Raw genomic sequence first — 16945 nt, forward strand, 5'->3', positions numbered from 1 at the left:
GGTCCGGAGCGCTGTCGCGCGGAAGGCACCCGTGGGTGCGATCGCCCCATGCGTGCCTTTCGGTCCGGTGGTTCACAAGGACGTAACCGGCCATCGGCACGAATGGATAACGGCACGGCGAAACCCCGTTCCCAGGAGTGTCTACGCGCGTTAATGTGCGCCGAACCCAGCACCCACTGCGGGGCTTGGAGAATGGGGACTTCACGATGCGTCGGACATCCAAACTGACCAGTGTCGCGGTGGGGGTCGCGTCGATCGCGCTCGCTGCCACGGCGTGCGGTGGTACCAGCAGTGACAGCGGCAGCGGAAGCGACGGCAGCGGCGACTCCAAGGGTCTCGCCATCGCCTACGACATCGGCGGCAAGGGCGACCAGTCCTTCAACGACGCCGCCTACGCCGGCCTGCAGAAGGCGGCGAAGGAGTTCGATTACAAGACGGCCGACATCGAGCCCACCGAGGGCGAGACGGACGCCGACAAGGAGCAGCGGCTCTCGTCGCTGGCCAAGCAGGGCTACAACCCGGTGATCGGCGTCGGCTTCGCCTACGGTCCCGCGATGGAGGCCGTGGCCAAGAAGTACCCGAAGACCACCTTCGGCATCGTCGACTCGGTGGTCGAGGGCGAGAACGTCGCCTCCCTCGTCTTCGCCGAGCAGGAGGCCTCCTACCTGGCCGGTGTCGCGGCGGCCAAGGCCACCAAGACGAACACGGTGGGCTTCGTCGGCGGTGTCGACGTCCCGCTGATCCACAAGTTCGAGGCCGGTTACAAGCAGGGCGTGCAGGACACCAACCCCAAGGTGAAGGTCCTGTCGCAGTACCTGACGCAGACCGCCGAGGAGGGTGGCTTCTCCAGCCCCGACAAGGGCAAGGCCGCCGCCGAGGGCCAGATCGAGAAGGGCTCGGACGTCGAGTACGCCGCCGCCGGCCTCTCCGGCCAGGGCGTCATCGAGGCCGCGTCGAAGGCCAAGGTCTGGGCGATCGGTGTCGACTCCGACCAGTACAAGCAGGCGGCCCTCGCCAACTACAAGGGCTCGATCCTGACCTCCGCCCTGAAGGACGTCGGCGGTGCCGTGTTCACGCTGGCCAAGTCCGTCCACGACGGTGAGCCGCTGACCGGCACGCAGACCTTCGACCTCAAGGTCGACGGCGTGGGCCTGTCGGACTCCAACCCCGAGTTCGCGAAGATCCCGGGTCTGGCCGAGGCCGTCGAGAAGGCCAAGGAAGGCATCATCGACGGCACCATCAAGGTCAAGACCGAGTAGTCGCGGTCGTACGGCAGTTCGGCCGTGCGGGCGTTCAGCGGGCGGGCATCCCTCGGGTGCCCGCCCGCTCGCCGTTCCCGGCCCCCCGCGCGAGTGACGCGCCGGTCACCCTCGGCCACCCGCCGGCCCCTGTCGCGGGCCCTCGGAGTGCCCCGGGCATGCGGTTGGCCACGGGCCTATAACAAGGTGGACAGAAGGGGTTTCCTGGCAGGTCTACGCGCGTTACTCTGCGGCGGAAGCCAGCGCCGTAGCTGCAAGCTGTCCCAAGGCTGTACCGTCCCGGCGCTAGTACGACAGGAGTCACACGACATGCGCCGGATTTCCCGGATCACGGTCGCGGGCGCAGCGACCGCCTCTCTGGCCCTCGCTCTCTCCGCCTGCGGCGGCACCTCCACCGAGGCCTCCTCGGAGGGTTCGAAGGGCGGGGACAAGGGTCTCGCCATCGCGTACGACGTCGGCGGCAAGGGCGACCAGTCCTTCAACGACGCCGCGTACGCGGGCCTGGAGAAGGCGAAGAAGGACTTCGGCTACACGACCGCCGACGTCGAGCCCACCGACGGTGAGACGGACGCCGACAAGGAGCAGCGCCTCGCGTCGCTGGCCAAGCAGGGCTACAACCCGGTGATCGGTGTCGGCTACGCCTACGCCGCCGCCGTCAAGGGCGCCGCCGAGAAGTTCCCGAACACCACCTTCGGCATCGTCGACGACTCCACCGTCGAGGCGAAGAACGTCGCCGACCTCGTCTTCTCCGAGGAGGAGGCGTCGTACCTGGCCGGTGTCGCCGCCGCCAAGAGCACCAAGACGAACACCGTCGGCTTCGTGGGCGGCGTGGACATCCCGCTGATCCACAAGTTCCAGGCCGGCTTCGAGCAGGGCGTCAAGGACACCAACCCCAAGGCCAAGGTCCTCACCCAGTACCTCACGCAGACCGCTGAGGAGGGTGGCTTCTCCAGCCCCGACAAGGGCAAGTCGGCCGCCGAGGGCCAGATCGAGAAGAAGGCGGACGTCGTCTACGCCGCCGCCGGTGTGTCCGGTCAGGGTGTCATCGAGGCCGCCGCCGCCAACAAGGTGTGGGCGATCGGCGTCGACTCCGACCAGTACAGCCAGGAAGCGCTCGCCAAGTACAAGGACTCGATCCTGACCTCGGCGATGAAGGACGTCGCCAAGGCGGTGTACAACCTGGCGAAGTCGGTCGAGGACGGCAAGCCCGAGACCGGTATCGTTCGTGGCGATCTGAAGTCGGGTGAGGTGAGCCTGTCGAACTCCAACCCGAAGTTCGCGGACAATGCCGAGCTTCAGGAAGCCCTCAAGACGGCCAAGGAGAAGATCGTCAGCGGCGAGATCAAGGTCAAGACCAGCTGAGTGAAGCCAGACCCTGAGCAGCGGTAACCCCAGGGGTTGTGTCCGCTCGACGGGGTACGGGGAGGCTCGCTCCCCGTACCCCGTTGTCGCGGTACGCCGGCCCCTTTTCAGGCCATAGGGGCGCTACGCGCGTAGACGACCCCCGTCCCCAGGAGTGTGCGCCATCAAAGCGTCCAGCAGCCCTCCGGCCGGCGCGGCGGTCAACGGTCAGGTGACCGCCGTCGAGCTCGCCGGGATCACCAAGCGTTTCCCGGGCGTCGTGGCCAACCACGACATCCACCTCACCGTCAACAAGGGCACCGTGCACGCCCTCGTCGGCGAGAACGGCGCCGGCAAGTCGACCCTGATGAAGATCCTCTACGGCATGCAGAAGCCGGACGAGGGCACCATCGCGGTCGACGGCGAGCAGGTGACCTTCTCGTCCCCGGCCGACGCCATCGTGCGCGGCATCGGCATGGTCCACCAGCACTTCATGCTCGCGGACAACCTCACCGTCCTCGAGAACGTGGTGCTGGGCAGCGAGAAGCTGTACGGCATCGGTGCCAAGGCCCGCCGCAAGATCAAGGACATCTCCGAGCGCTACGGCCTCGGCGTGGAGCCCGACCGCCTCGTCGAGGAGCTCGGCGTCGCCGCCCGCCAGCGCGTGGAGATCCTCAAGGTCCTCTACCGCGGCGCCCGCACCCTCATCCTCGACGAGCCGACCGCGGTCCTCGTGCCGCAGGAGGTCGACGCGCTCTTCGAGAACCTGCGCGAGCTGAAGTCCGAGGGCCTGTCGGTCATCTTCATCTCCCACAAGCTGGGCGAGGTGCTCTCCGTCGCCGACGAGATCACCGTCATCCGCCGCGGCACCACCGTCGGCACGGCCGTCCCCGCCGAGACCACGCCGAAGCAGCTCGCCGAGATGATGGTCGGCAGCGAACTGCCCACGCCGGAGACCGCCGAGTCCACGGTCACCGACCGCCCCGTCATCACCGTGGACAAGCTCCGTCTGGAGGCGGCCGGCGGCAAGGCCCTGCTGGACGACATCACCTTCACCATCCACGCGGGCGAGGTCCTGGGCATCGCCGGCGTCGAGGGCAACGGCCAGACCGAACTCGTCGACGCCCTCATCGGCCTCAAGCACGCCGACTCCGGCACGATCACCCTCGCCGACGAGGAGATCACCGGCTGGGCCACCCGCAAGCGCCGCGAGCAGGGCATCGGCTACATCCCCGAGGACCGGCACCGCCACGGCCTGCTCCTGGAGGCCCCCCTCTGGGAGAACCGCATCCTCGGCCATGTCACCGAGGAGCCCCTCGCCAAGGGCGTCTGGCTGAACCCCAAGGCCGCCCAGCAGGACACCCGCCGCATCGTCGAGGCGTACGACGTCCGCACCCCCGGCATCGACGTCACCGCCGCCTCGCTGTCCGGCGGCAACCAGCAGAAGCTGATCGTCGGCCGCGAGATGAGCCACAAGCCGCGCTTCCTGATCGCCGCGCACCCCACCCGCGGTGTCGACGTCGGCGCGCAGGCGGCGATCTGGGACCACATCCGCGAGGCCCGTCGCGAGGGCCTGGCCGTGCTGCTGATCTCCGCCGACCTCGACGAGCTGATCGGCCTGTCCGACACCCTCCGCGTGATCTACAACGGCAAGCTGGTCGCGGACGCCGACCCGGCCACCATCACCCCGGAGCAGCTGGGCTCGGCGATGACGGGTGCCGCCACCGGGCACCTCGAAGACGACGACACGACCCCCGGGACTCCCGACCTGAGCAAGTCTCCCGAGTCCGGCGAAGACGAGGCACGCTGATGAAGAAGTTCGACAAGGAGCGCGTGCTCCTCGCGGTGGCCGGACCGGTCATCGCGCTGGCCGTGGCCTTCGTGCTCAGCGCGATCGTCCTGATCGCCTCGGGCAAGAGCCCGGTCGAGCCGTACACCCTGATGTTCGAGCAGCTCGGCTTCTCGGACATCCAGGTGCTGATCATCAACCAGGCGTCGCTGTACTACATCGCCGCCCTCGCGGTCGCCATCGGCTTCCGGATGAACCTGTTCAACATCGGTGTCGACGGCCAGTACCAGCTCGCCGCCATGATGGCCGCCGTCGTCGGCGCCCACGCCAACCTCCCGGCCGGCCTCCAGGTCCCGCTGCTCCTCCTCACCGCCGTCCTCACCGGCGCCTTCTGGTCCGGCATCGCCGGTGTCCTGAAGGTCACCCGGGGCGTCAGCGAGGTCGTCGCGACGATCATGCTCAACGCGATCGCGACCTCCGTCATCGCCTACCTGTGGCTGCCGAACGTCTTCGGCGTCAAGGTCGGCAACAACAACACCACCGGCGAGATGCACGAGTCCGGCTGGGTCTCCGGCATCCCCGTCGGCGACGCCGGCGAGATCTACGGCCTGGTCTTCCTCGCCGTGCTCCTCGGCATCGGCTACTGGGTCGTCCTCAACCGCACCCGCTTCGGCTTCGACCTGCGCGCCTCCGGCGCCTCCGAGACCGCCGCCGCGGCCAGCGGCGTCGACCCCAAGCGCATGGTGCTCACCGCCATGCTGCTCTCCGGCGGCATCGCGGGCCTCGCCGGCCTGCCGATCCTGCTCGGCGACACCCACACGTACAGCCTGAACTTCCCCACCGGCATCGGCTTCCTCGGCATCGGCATCGCGCTGCTCGGCCGCAACAGCCCCGTCGGCATCGCGTTCGCCGCCCTGCTGTGGGCCTGGCTCGACAAGGCGTCCCCCGAGCTGGACTTCCACGGCTACGACAAGGAGATCGCGGTCATCATGCAGGGCCTGATCGTCCTCTCGGTCGTCGTCTCCTACGAGGCCGTCCGCGAGTGGGGCCTGCGCCGCCAGCAGCGCCGGGTCGGCGCCGAACTGGCAGCCGGTCACGTCCTCGGCGCCGACAACAACACCACGAAGGAGGTGGCTGGCCGATGACTGCCCCGACCTCAGCGGTTGATGTCAACCAGCCCTCGCTGCAGCCCGCGGCGCCGACCGGCCGCCGTCTTTCCTGGCAGGTGCTGCTGCTGGTCATCGCCGGAGCCCTGGCACTGACCTCGATCGTCCGCATCATCACCGGCGCCGACGGCATCACCAACGTCAGCCAGATGTCCACCGCGCTCCAGCTCGCCGTGCCGATCGGCCTCGCCGGTCTCGGCGGTCTGTGGGCCGAGCGGGCCGGCGTCGTCAACATCGGTCTCGAGGGCATGATGATCCTCGGTACCTGGTTCGGCGCCTGGGCCGGCTTCCAGTGGGGCCCCTGGACCGGCGTCGTCGTCGGCATCGCCGGCGGCTGCATCGGCGGCGTCCTGCACGCCATCGCCACCGTCACCTTCCGGGTCAACCACATCGTCTCCGGTGTGGCGCTGAACATCCTCGCGCTCGGCATCACCCGCTACCTCGCGCCCCTCGCCTTCGAGGGCCACGCGGGCGGCTCCGCCAAGCAGTCCCCGGCGGTCGAGACCCTCGGCCACTTCACCGTGCCCGGCCTCTCCGACGGCCTGCGGGACCTGAACGACAACGGCTGGTTCTTCGTCTCCGACATCGCCGGCCTGCTCGGCGGCCTCGTCACCAACGTGTCCTGGCTGACCCTGATCGCCGTCGCGCTGATCCCGGCCACCTGGTGGATCCTGTGGCGGACCGCCTTCGGTCTGCGGCTGCGCTCCTGCGGTGAGAACCCGATCGCCGCCGAGTCCCTCGGCGTCAACGTCTACAAGTACAAGTACATCGCCGTGATCATCTCCGGTGGTCTGGCCGGCCTCGGCGGTGTCTTCCTCTCCATCGTCGCCAACCCCTTCTATCTGGAGGGCCAGGTCAGCGGCCGCGGCTACATCGGCCTCGCCGCGATGATCTTCGGCAACTGGATGCCGGGCGGCCTCGCCCTCGGCGCCGGCCTGTTCGGCTACACCGACAGCCTCAACCTGCGCGGCGGCTCCACCAACGTGCACGCGCTGCTGCTGCTCGGCGCCCTGCTGCTGATCATCGGCGCCATCTGGCTGGTCATCCGCAAGAAGTACGCCCCGTCGATGATCACCGCGGTGGTCGGCGCCCTGGTCTACACCTGGTACGCCACCACCAACGAGGTGCCCAACCAGGTCGTCTCCGCCACGCCGTACGTCGTCACCCTCGTCGTCCTCACGCTGTCCGCGCAGCGCCTGCGGATGCCGAAGGCGGACGGCCTGCCGTACCGGAAGGGACAGGGCAAGTGAGCCCGGCCGCCGCCCCCGACGTCGACTGGGACACGCTGCGGGAGGCCGCGCGGGACGCCATGTCCCGCGCCTACGCGCCGTACTCCGGCTTCCCGGTCGGAGTCGCCGCCCTCGTCGACGACGGCCGCACGGTCACCGGCTGCAACGTCGAGAACGCCTCGTACGGACTCGGCCTGTGCGCCGAGTGCGGACTGGTGTCGGAGCTGCAGAACACCGGGGGCGGACGGCTCACGCACTTCGCGTGCGTCGACGGCGAGGGCCGGACGCTGGTGCCCTGCGGCCGCTGCCGCCAGCTGCTCTACGAGTTCGGCGGCCCCGACCTGCTGCTCGACACCCCGGCCGGCATCCTGCCGCTGTCGGAGATGCTGCCCCAGGCGTTCGGACCGGACCACCTCAGCAAGTAACCCCCCCGTGCGGCCCCTCCGCGTCGCTCACGCGACCGTCCGGAGGGGCCGTGTCTCTTCTGGCACCTTCGGAAGGAAAGCCATGGCTGTTTTGTCGACGGATGCCAACTCCGTCATCCGCACCAAGCGGGACCGCGGCGAGCTCAGCGACGCACAGATCGACTGGGTCATCGACGCGTACACCCGCGGGGAGGTCGCCGACGAGCAGATGTCCGCGCTCGCCATGGCGATCCTCCTCAACGGCATGAACCGCCGCGAGATCGCCCGCTGGACGGCCGCCATGATCGCGAGCGGCGAGCGCATGGACTTCTCCTCGCTGTCCCGCCCGACGGCCGACAAGCACTCCACCGGCGGCGTCGGCGACAAGATCACGCTGCCGCTCGCGCCGCTGGTCGCCGCGTGCGGGGCCGCCGTGCCGCAGCTCTCCGGCCGCGGCCTCGGCCACACCGGCGGCACCCTCGACAAGCTGGAGTCCATCCCCGGCTGGCGCGCGCTGCTCTCCAACGAGGAGATGCTGTCCGTGCTCGACACCACCGGCGCCGTGATCTGCGCGGCGGGCGACGGCCTGGCCCCCGCCGACAAGAAGCTGTACGCCCTGCGGGACGTCACCGGCACCGTCGAGGCCATCCCGCTGATCGCCTCCTCGATCATGTCGAAGAAGATCGCCGAGGGCACCGGCTCGCTGGTCCTCGACGTGAAGGTCGGCACCGGCGCCTTCATGAAGACCATCGAGGACGCCCGCGAGCTGGCCTCCACCATGGTGGGCCTCGGCACCGACCACGGGGTGAAGACGGTCGCGCTGCTCACCGACATGTCCACCCCGCTCGGCCTCACCGCGGGCAACGCGCTCGAGGTCCGCGAGTCCGTCGAGGTCCTGGCCGGCGGCGGCCCCGCCGACGTGGTCGAGCTGACCATCGCCCTGGCCCGCGAGATGCTGGCGGCGGCCGGGCTGGAGGACGTCGACCCGGCGAAGGCCCTCGCCGACGGCTCCGCGATGGACGTCTGGCGACGCATGATCGCGGCGCAGGGCGGCGACCCGGACGCCGAACTGCCCGTCGCGCGCGAGCAGCACGTCGTCACGGCCCCCGCCTCCGGTGTCCTCACCCGCCTGGACGCCTACGACATCGGCGTCGCCGCCTGGCGCCTGGGCGCCGGACGCGCCCGCAAGGAGGACCCGGTGCAGGCGGGCGCCGGCGTCGAGATGCACGCCAAGCCCGGCGACACGGTGACCGCGGGCCAGCCCCTGCTGACCCTGCACACGGACACCCCGGAGCGCTTCGCGTACGCGCTGCAGGCGGTGGAGGGCTCGTACGACGTCAGCCCGGCCGGCACCGACTTCACGGCGTCGCCGGTGGTGCTGGAACGTATCGCCTGACCAGGCGGTTTCCCCTTCGGGTGAACGGGATCGGTGGACCACCGCCGGTCCCGTTCGGCATGCTGGGATCGGTGACGCAGCGATAGGAGACCGCCATGAGCGCACTCACCGTGAGCCAGGACCCCGACCAGAACTGGGACGACCTCGTCCGGTTCTGGGAGGAGATGGCATGGCCCGAGGGCAGCAAGGTGGAGATCATCGAGGGGATCATCACCGTGTCACCTGCTCCCGCGTCCCGCCACAATGTAATCGCGGAACGTATTCAGCGTCGCCTCTACTCCGTGATCCCCGATGACTGGGGAATCTTCCAGACTCTGGCCATCTCCGTGCCGTCCCGTCTGGGCATGCTCATCCCGGACCTGCTCGTGGCGCCCGTGGAGGAGTGCGCGGAGGCGGAGTCCCACATCCCGGCGGCCTTGGCCGAACTCGTCGTCGAGGTGACCTCCCGGTCCAACGCCCAGCACGACCGCGTCAGCAAGCCCGCCGCATACGCCACCGCCGGTATCCCGCTCTACCTGCTCATCGACCGCTGGGCTCCGGGCGGCCCGACCGCCACGCTGTTCGGGGAACCCAAGGGGGACGTCTACCGGGTGCTGAGGGCGGTCAAGTTCGGCGACCCGATCACCCTGCCGGAGCCGTTCGGCGTGACGATCGACACCGGTGAGTTCCCCGTCGACTGATCGGCGTCAGCCCAGGAGCGCCGCCACCGCCACCAGGACCGGTACCGAGATCACCGTCGACAGCAGGATCGAGTCCCTGGCCAGGCGTTCGCCGATGCCGTAGCTCGACGCGTACGTGTACAGGTTCTGTGCGGCGGGCAGGGCCGAGGTCACCACCACGTCCAGCAGGGACGCGCCCCGCAGGCCGAAGACGCCCGCCGCCAGGGCCCAGGCCGCGGCGGGCTGGCCGAGGGATTTGAGGGCCACCGAGAGGAACACCGGGTGCCGGTCCGGGCCCCGGCCCGGCATCGTGCTGCCGCACAGGGAGATGCCGAAGGCCAGCAGGACCGCGGGGACCGACATGCCGCCGATCAGCGTCAGCGGGTCCAGGACGGGCGCCGGGATGCGCAGCCCCGTCGCCGACACCGCCACGCCCGCGAGCGAGCCGAGCGCGATCGGGTTGCGTAGCGGTGTCAGCAGGCGGTGCCACAGCGGGCCCTTCGCGCCGCCACCGGAGAGGTCGAGGATCGTCAGCGCGACCGGCGTGACCCCGACGAGCTGGAACAGCAGCACCGGCGCCACCAGCGACGCGTCCCCGAGGACGTACACGGCGATCGGGATGCCCAGGTTGCCGGAGTTCACGTAGCTCGAGCACAGGGCGCCGATCGTGGTGCGGCCCACGCCCCAGCGCCGTACGGCGGCGACCGCCACGAAGACCCCGGCCGCGGCGGCCGTGCTCAGCGCGGTCACCAGGAGACGGCTGGAGAAGATCACCGAGAGGTCGGTGCCCGCGAGAGTGGTGAAGAGCAGCGCGGGCGACGCCACGTGGAACGCCAGCTTCGTCAGCACGTCCCGCCCGTGCTCCCCGAGGTAGCCGCGCCGACCGATCACATAGCCGACGGCGATCACCACCGCGATCACCGCGAAACCCGTCAACACACCCTGCACGGAACCCCCTTCGCGGGGAGCGGGCCGCGAGGTCTTCGAGGAGGCACTGGTGTGTGGGGCATACACCCAACCCTCCGGGGCGGGAGGGCGCCGGGTCAATGTGATCCCGGCCGGCGGACACACGGGCGCGCCCGGCGGATCGGGGCGGGCGCACCTCCGCGATGAGTTACCGGCCCCGGTCCGGTCTACCGGTCGTGGACGCCATGACACCCGCGGTACTCGTGCTGGCCGGCCCTGTCACCCGGGGTGAGGTGACGGGGCTGTGCGCCGTCGTACGGGCCCGGCTGGAGGGCTGCCCCTCCAGGGTCGTGGTGTGCGACGTCGGCGGGCTCGGCCCGCCCGGTCTGGGGACCGTGGACCTGCTGGCCCGGCTCCAGCTCACCGCCCGGCGCGCCGGCGGCCGGATACGGCTGCGGGACCCGGACCCCGCCCTACACGCCCTGCTCGACCTCGTCGGCCTCCGCTTCGAGGTGGAGGGGCAGCCCGAAGAGCGGGAACCAGCGCTTGGTGTCGAGGAAGCAGTGGAACCCGGTGATCCGCCCCCCTGAGATCTCCAGGACCTGCACCGCCCATGGCGTGAACCCGCCCGCCTCCGGGTCCGGCTTGTACTGGGCGAACCCCGGCAGCCCGTTGACCTGGACGGGCACCAGACGGGAACCCGCGCAGGGGGCGCCCATCGTCGTCATGAACCCGGTGATGTCCCCGGCGCCGGTCAGCCACAGGTCGAACGGCGGCATCGTCATGATGGCGTCCTCGTGCAGCAGCGCGGTCAGTGCCGTCATGTCGTACCCCTCGAAGGCGGCGACATAGCGGTCCAGGAGCTTCTGCTGCTCCTCGTCCAGCGGGTCGGAGACCGCCGCGTCCGCGCCGGGCCGGCGCTGCTCGGCCAGGGTGGCCCGGGCCCGCTGCAGCGCGCTGTTCACCGACGCGACCGAGGTGCCGAGCAGCTCGGCGACCTCGCTCGCCTTCCACGCCAGCACCTCGCGCAGGATCAGCACCGCCCGCTGCTTCGGCGGCAGCTGCTGCAGCGCGGCCATGAAGGCGAGCCGCACCGACTCCTTGGCGACCGCGGCCTCCGCCGGGTCGTCCGTCGTGGGCAGCACCCGGCTGTCCGGCGCAGGCTCCAGCCAGGTGTGGTCCGGGCGGGGGGAGAGAGCGGCCTGCGCGAGCGGTGTCGACTCGGTGAGGTCCATGGGCCGGGCCCTCTTGTTGCCCGCCGTCAGCATGTCCAGGCAGACGTTCGTCGCGATGCGGTACAGCCACGAGCGGAGGCTGGAACGGCCCTCGAACTTGTCGTAGCTCCGCCAGGCCCGCACCATCGTGTCCTGCACCGCGTCCTCGGCCTCGAAGGACGAACCGAGCATGCGGTAGCAGTACCCGGTCAGCTCGACGCGGTGCTTCTCCAGCCTGACGTCGAGATCCGTCGTCGTGGTCGCCGTACCGTCGCTCATCGTCCACCCACCCCTGTGGCCGTCCTGTGGAACACCTCGTCGCGCCCCACCACTTCGGAAGCTACCGCAGCCCACTGACAATGGCCCCCGGAGTGGGGAAAGCCGCAGGTCGAGGGGGCGGCGTGAGGTCGAGGGTGCGGTGCGAGGTCGGGGGTGCGGTGTGACCTTCGGGCATGGCATCGGGGCGCACCCCCATGTCATGAGTGCGCCCCGATGGTGTGCGGCCGTGCGGCGGGGTCAGCCCAGCGGGACGCCGTTCACGGGCAGGCCCTGCGTCGGGAGGCCCTGCGTCGGGAGCCCCTGGGTGGGGAGGGCCTGCGCCGGGAGGGTCTCCACCGGCAGGCCGCCGAGGAGGCCGGTGGCCGCGCCCGTCGGTCCGGCCGCCAGCGCCGGGGCGCCGGCCAGCGTCCGCTCGGCGGTCGGCTGCGCGGCGGCGAGGCCGGCGGCGACCGCCTCCTGCCCCCCGGCCAGGCCCTCGGCGGCGTTCGGGGCCGCCTGCGTCAGGCTCTCGGCCGGGAGCGTCCGGGTGACGGTGTCCAGCGCCGCGCCGGCGTCCGGGACGGCGGGGGCGGCGTTGGCGGCACCCGCGCCCGTGGCGGCGAAGGCGGCACCGAGCGCGGCGACACCGAGGGACTTGGCGGCAGACTGCTTCATGGAAAACCTCAAAATTTGAGAACGGGGATGTGAGCGGTTCTTCGACCGTAAACACCCCCGCCGTCCGGCCGCAAACATCGAATTGCGGACGGATTGTGAATGGCGTCCGCAGTCCCTGTGCGGGCGGAACCCCTCGTCAGCCCTCCTCGTCGGGAGAACCGCTGGTAGAGCTCGTCTGTCGGAAAAGCCACTCGGACTTGAGTTCGGCATATCCGGGCTTGATCACGTCATTGATCATGGCCAGCCGTTCATCGAAAGGAATGAACGATGATTTCATCGCATTGACGGAGAACCACTGCATGTCGTCGAGCGTGTAACCGAACGCCTCGACAAGATGCTCGAATTCCTGGGTCATGCTGGTGTGCGACATCAGGCGGTTGTCCGTGTTCACCGTGGCCCGGAAGTGCAGCTTGCGCAGCAGCCCGATGGGGTGCGCCTCGTACGAGTCGGCCGCGCCCGTCTGCAGATTGGAGCTCGGGCACAGCTCCAGAGGGATGCGCTTGTCCCGCACGTACGACGCGAGGCGTCCGAGCTCCACCGAGCCGTCGTCCCGGACCCGGATGTCGTCGATGATCCGGACCCCGTGCCCCAGCCGGTCGGCGCCGCACCACTGGAGGGCCTGCCAGATCGACGGCAGCCCGAACGCCTCGCCGGCGTGGATCGTGAAATGGTTGTTCTCGCGCTTGAGGTACTCGAAGGCGTCGAGGTGCCGGGTCGGCGGGTGGCCCGCCTCGGCGCCCGCGATGTCGAAGCCGACGACGCCCATGTCGCGGTAGGAATTGGCGAGTTCGGCGATCTCCAGCGAGCGGGCCGCGTGCCGCATCGCGGTGAGCAGCGCGCCGACGCGGATGCGGTGGCCGTTCTCCCGGGCGATCCGCTCGCCCTCCCGGAAGCCCTCGTTGACGGCCTCCACGACCTGCTCCAGGGTGAGCCCGCCCTCCAGGTGCTGCTCGGGGGCGTAGCGCACCTCGGCGTAGACGACCCCGTCCTCCGCGAGGTCCTCCGCGCACTCGCGGGCGACGCGGACGAGGGCGTCACGGGTCTGCATGACCGCCACGGTGTGCGAGAACGTCTCCAAGTACCGCTCCAGCGAACCGGAGTCGGCGGCCTCCTGGAACCACAGGCCGAGCTTTCCGGGGTCGGTCTCGGGGAGCTGGTCGTAGCCCGACTCGCGGGCGAGCTCGACGATCGTGCCGGGGCGGAGCCCGCCGTCGAGGTGGTCGTGCAGCAGAACCTTCGGGGCCCGGCGGATCTGGTCCGAGCTCGGGGTGTGCGCCTTCGGGGCAGTCTGGCTCGTCATTTCCGCACTCTAACGCCTACGCGCGTAGAGGGCGCGGCTCCGCGCAGGAGGAGAGTTTTGTGGGGGAGTGCGGCTCCGTGCGGGAAGTGAAGTGCGGGGTGTGGACGGCCGGAACCGCGCTTTACACATCCGTCGATACGTAACGGTGACCGCACGGACGGGTCGCCCGGGCTCTCGTTTCTGCCACTGTTCTGTCATGGCACAGCAAGCGACGCCGGTGCGCAGGGTCCGGCTGGGCAAGGTGGTCGGGCCGGAGCCGACGGCGGTGAGCGGTGTGGTTCTGCTGCTCCCGGGTGGGGACGAGACCTCCTACCGCAGACCCGCGCCGCTGCTGGCCACCTCGCTGGTGCGTGCACTGGGGCGCCGGCTCGCTCGGGCCGGGCGGGGGGAGGGGCTCGCCGTCCACGCCGTCCACTACCGCTATCGCGGGTGGAACGGCGACGAGGCCGCGCTCATGCGGGACGCGCTGTGGGCCGCCGACGAGGTCGTACGGCTCTACGGCGATGTGCCCGTGTGTCTCGTCGGGCTCGACATGGGCGGGCGGGCGGCGTTGCGCGCGGGTGGGCATGAGGCCGTCAACTCCGTGCTCGCCATCGCCCCTTGGCTGCCGGACGAGGACGCGGCGGGCTCGCCCGAACCGGTGAAGCAGCTCGCCGGGCGGCGCGTGATGATCGTGCACGGCACGAACGACGAGCGGACCGATCCCGAACTGTCCTTCCGGCTGGCGGCGCGGGCCAAGAAGGCGAACCGGGAGGTGTGCCGGTTCGAAGTGCACTCCGATCGGCATCGGTTGCATCAGCATCGGGACGAAGTGCTGGCGCTGGCCGAGGACTTCGTCATGGGCGCGCTGTTCGGGGCCGTGTTCTCGCGGCCTGTTGTCGATGCGTTCGCGGCTCCGCCGCCGTTGGGGTTGCGGATGCCGCTTGCCTCGGGGTTCGGGAAGTCGTTGCGGCGGTAGGGCGGGTGCGGGTGGGGTGGGGTGCGATCCGATGTGTGTCGGGGGTGGCTGGGGGCGGTTCTTCGGGTCAGGGGAGCAGTGTTCCTCTACGTGAGAGCAAAAACCTTTTGAACGCCGCCACCGGCGGCGTGTCCGGGCGGTCCGCCAGCCAGGCCACGCCGATCTCCCGTGCCGCCCTCGGTGCCGTGACCGTCAGCTCCCTCACCCCCGGGCGGGGTACTGCCGGCGGGGGGAGCAGCGCCACGCCCAGCCCTGCCGCCACCAGGCCCCTCAGGGTCTCCGCCTCCTCGCCCTCGAAGGCGATGCGCGGCCGGAAGCCTGCCTCACCGCACAGGTCGTCCGTGATGCGGCGCAGGCCGTAGCCCGGCTCCAGCGTCACGAAGTTCTCCTCCGCCGCCTCCGCCAGCCGGATGCGCCTGCGGGTGGCCAGGCGGTGGTCGGCGGGTACCACGAGGCGCAGTTTCTGTTCGTCCAGGCGGCGGGCCACCAGGTCGGGGGCGTCCGGCACCGGCGACGTCAGACACAGGTCCAGCTCGCCGGCCCGCAGGCCCTCCAGCATCGCCTCCCCGTAGTTCTGCACCAGACTGAAGCGGACCCGGGGGTGGTCCGCCCTGAACGCCTGCAGCAGGCCCGGCACCGTCTCCGCGCCCATCGTGTGCAGGAAGCCGAACGCGACCTTCCCGGTCGCCGGGTCGGCGTCTGCGCGGACCTCCTCGGCCGCGCGCTCCACCTCGGCCAGTGCGCGTTCCACCGAGGTCAGGAACGTGCGGCCCGCCGGCGTCAGCGACACCGTCCGGCCGTGCCGGGCGAACAGGTCCACCCCGAGATCCTGCTCCAGGCGGACCATGGCCCGCGACAGCGTCGACTGCGGTACGCCCATCTCCCGCGCGGCCCTCGTGACGTGCTCGGTGCGCGCCACCCCGGCGAAGTACGCGAGGCGGGGCGCCAGCAGCCGGGACATGTCGGCCATGTCTTCTGTGTCACTGAACGGTGACAGCCGACGTCGTGAACTGTGCTGATGCGCCATGGGAACGATTATGGCGAATCCATGCATTGGACGGATCAGTGACGGCGTACGTAGCTTCGAGGCATGTCTCCCGCCAGTACCGAGGCGTCCACTGCCGTGGTCGCCGCCCCCGCAGCCCCTGTCGCCGACTCCCGTATGGCTCCGGGCGGTCCCGGATACCGCCGGATGAGCTTCGCCCTCTTCCTCGCCGGTGTCGCGACCTTCGCCCTCCTCTACTCCACGCAGGCCCTTCTGCCGCTGATCTCCGACGAGTTCGGGGTCGCGGCGAGCCAGGCCAGCTGGACGGTGGCGGCCGCGACCGGCGGACTGGCCCTGTTCGTGCTCCCCATGAGCGCCCTCTCCGAGCGGTACGGCCGCCGTACCGTCATGACGGGCTCCCTCGTCGTCGCGGTCGCCGTCGGTGTGGCCGTGCCGTTCGCGCCCAACCTGACCGCGCTCGTGGTGTTGCGGGCCGTCCAGGGCGCCGCGCTGGCCGGTCTGCCGGCCTCCGCGACCGCGTACCTCGCCGAAGAAGTGCGGCCCAAGGCGCTGATCACGGCGATCGGGCTGTTCGTCGCCGGCAACAGCGTGGGCGGCATGAGCGGCCGTGTCATCACCGGCTGGGTCGCCCAGGAGTGGGGCTGGCGTGTCGCCGTCGGTGTCATCGGCGCCCTCGCCGTGGCCTGCGCGGTCGCCTTCCGGCTGCTGCTCCCTGCGCCGCGGCACTTCACGCCCGGGTCGCTGCGGCCCCGTGTGCTGGCGCGGACCGTGCGGGACCATCTCTCCGACCCGCTGCTGCGGCGGCTGTACGCGATCGGCGCGCTGTTCATGACCGTCTTCGGCGGCGTCTACACCGTGATCGGGTACCGGCTCACCGAGGCGCCGTTCTCGCTGCCCCAGGGCATCGTCGGCTCGATCTTCCTTGTCTATCTGGTCGGCACCGTCTCCGCCTCCACGGCGGGGCGGCTCGTGAACCGGCTGGGGCGGCGTGGGGCGCTGTACGCGGGCGCTGCGACTACGGCGGTGGGGTTGCTCGCGACCCTGGCGGGGTCGCTGCCGCTTGTGCTGCTGGGGCTCGTGCTGATCACTGCCGGGTTCTTCGCGGGGCACGCCGTGGCGTCGTCCGCGGTGAGCAGGACCGCCACGCACGGGCGTGCGCAGGCTTCGGCGCTGTATCAGTCCGCCTACTACGTCGGGTCCAGCGCGGGCAGCACCGTCGGGGCCGTCGCCTTCCACGCGGGGGGCTGGGGCGGGACCGTCGGGGTCGGGCTGCTGGCCGTCGTCGGGGTCGTGGCGATCACCCTGCTGGGGACTCGGGCGGCTCGGGCTCGGGGGGCCGTGGTGGCTGTGTGACGTGGCAGACGGGATCCCCCTCTCGCCGGGTT

The 16945-nt window shown here is 70.6% G+C and carries 16 protein-coding genes; 11 read left to right on the forward strand and 5 right to left on the reverse strand.

The genetic code is table 11. The annotated features are described in order from the left end of the window. The first annotated feature begins 206 nt into the window (after window positions 1-206). The 8 genes from DC008_RS21790 to DC008_RS21825 all read left to right on the forward strand — a co-directional run bounded on the left by DC008_RS21790 (window position 207) and on the right by DC008_RS21825 (window position 9264). On the forward strand, window positions 207-1259 hold the full coding sequence (locus DC008_RS21790; RefSeq protein WP_108708387.1) for a BMP family lipoprotein: 1053 nt from the start codon (window positions 207-209) through the stop codon (window positions 1257-1259). Between the two features lie 309 nt (window positions 1260-1568). Next, on the forward strand, window positions 1569-2621 hold the full coding sequence (locus DC008_RS21795; RefSeq protein WP_108708388.1) for a BMP family lipoprotein: 1053 nt from the start codon (window positions 1569-1571) through the stop codon (window positions 2619-2621). Window positions 2622-2832: 211 nt separating this feature from the next. Further along, window positions 2833-4410 carry an ABC transporter ATP-binding protein gene (locus tag DC008_RS21800; RefSeq protein ID WP_108710809.1) on the forward strand — a complete coding sequence of 526 codons (1578 nt, stop codon included), beginning with the start codon at window positions 2833-2835 and terminating at the stop codon, window positions 4408-4410. Continuing rightward, window positions 4410-5534 carry an ABC transporter permease gene (locus DC008_RS21805; protein ID WP_108708389.1) on the forward strand — a complete coding sequence of 375 codons (1125 nt, stop codon included), beginning with the start codon at window positions 4410-4412 and terminating at the stop codon, window positions 5532-5534. The genes DC008_RS21800 and DC008_RS21805 overlap by 1 nt, the downstream gene beginning before the upstream one ends. Continuing rightward, on the forward strand, window positions 5531-6805 hold the full coding sequence (locus DC008_RS21810; RefSeq protein WP_055621685.1) for an ABC transporter permease: 1275 nt from the start codon (window positions 5531-5533) through the stop codon (window positions 6803-6805). The genes DC008_RS21805 and DC008_RS21810 overlap by 4 nt, the downstream gene beginning before the upstream one ends. Continuing rightward, the gene (locus DC008_RS21815) at window positions 6802-7209 is read left to right on the forward strand and encodes a cytidine deaminase (protein WP_108708390.1); all 408 of its coding nucleotides are present in this window, start codon (window positions 6802-6804) and stop codon (window positions 7207-7209) included. The genes DC008_RS21810 and DC008_RS21815 overlap by 4 nt, the downstream gene beginning before the upstream one ends. Window positions 7210-7300: 91 nt before the next feature. Further along, the gene (locus tag DC008_RS21820; protein ID WP_108708391.1) at window positions 7301-8584 is read left to right on the forward strand and encodes a thymidine phosphorylase; all 1284 of its coding nucleotides are present in this window, start codon (window positions 7301-7303) and stop codon (window positions 8582-8584) included. 95 nt (window positions 8585-8679) lie between these two features. Beyond that, window positions 8680-9264: a Uma2 family endonuclease gene (locus tag DC008_RS21825; protein WP_108708392.1), complete on the forward strand. Its 585-nt coding sequence runs from the start codon at window positions 8680-8682 to the stop codon at window positions 9262-9264. A gap of 6 nt (window positions 9265-9270) precedes the next feature. Here DC008_RS21825 and DC008_RS21830 read toward each other — a convergent pair whose 3' ends face one another. Then, window positions 9271-10191: an AEC family transporter gene (locus tag DC008_RS21830; protein ID WP_108708393.1), complete on the reverse strand. Its 921-nt coding sequence runs from the start codon at window positions 10189-10191 to the stop codon at window positions 9271-9273. 161 nt (window positions 10192-10352) lie between these two features. On the opposite strand from DC008_RS21830, the gene DC008_RS21835 reads away from it, so the two are divergent. Beyond that, window positions 10353-10739: an STAS domain-containing protein gene (locus tag DC008_RS21835; RefSeq protein ID WP_123954021.1), complete on the forward strand. Its 387-nt coding sequence runs from the start codon at window positions 10353-10355 to the stop codon at window positions 10737-10739. On the opposite strand, the gene DC008_RS21840 is transcribed toward DC008_RS21835, so the two are convergent. From DC008_RS21840 to DC008_RS21850, 3 genes are all read right to left on the reverse strand, one after another. Next, window positions 10623-11642, reverse strand: coding sequence for a sigma-70 family RNA polymerase sigma factor (locus DC008_RS21840; RefSeq protein WP_108708394.1), 1020 nt, complete (start codon window positions 11640-11642; stop codon window positions 10623-10625). The two genes, DC008_RS21835 and DC008_RS21840, sit on opposite strands and share 117 nt — an antisense overlap. 237 nt (window positions 11643-11879) lie before the next feature. After that, the gene (locus tag DC008_RS21845; RefSeq protein ID WP_108708395.1) at window positions 11880-12296 is read right to left on the reverse strand and encodes an ATP-binding protein; all 417 of its coding nucleotides are present in this window, start codon (window positions 12294-12296) and stop codon (window positions 11880-11882) included. A 136-nt stretch (window positions 12297-12432) separates the two neighbouring features. Beyond that, window positions 12433-13596, reverse strand: coding sequence for an adenosine deaminase (locus tag DC008_RS21850; RefSeq protein WP_108708396.1), 1164 nt, complete (start codon window positions 13594-13596; stop codon window positions 12433-12435). 196 nt (window positions 13597-13792) lie between these two features. Between DC008_RS21850 and DC008_RS21855 the strand changes: the two genes are divergently transcribed. Next, complete coding sequence (locus DC008_RS21855; RefSeq protein WP_108708397.1) at window positions 13793-14554, forward strand: alpha/beta hydrolase; 762 nt, start codon at window positions 13793-13795, stop codon at window positions 14552-14554. 67 nt (window positions 14555-14621) lie between these two features. Here the strand turns inward: DC008_RS21855 and DC008_RS21860 are convergent, their stop codons facing one another. Continuing rightward, complete coding sequence (locus tag DC008_RS21860) at window positions 14622-15581, reverse strand: LysR family transcriptional regulator (RefSeq protein ID WP_108708398.1); 960 nt, start codon at window positions 15579-15581, stop codon at window positions 14622-14624. A gap of 63 nt (window positions 15582-15644) precedes the next feature. On the opposite strand from DC008_RS21860, the gene DC008_RS21865 reads away from it, so the two are divergent. Continuing rightward, entirely contained in the window at window positions 15645-16913 is a 1269-nt protein-coding gene (locus tag DC008_RS21865; RefSeq protein ID WP_108708399.1) for an MFS transporter, read from the forward strand. Window positions 16914-16945: the final 32 nt, after the last annotated feature.

This window comes from Streptomyces nigra (assembly GCF_003074055.1).
Lineage (GTDB): Bacteria > Actinomycetota > Actinomycetes > Streptomycetales > Streptomycetaceae > Streptomyces > Streptomyces nigra.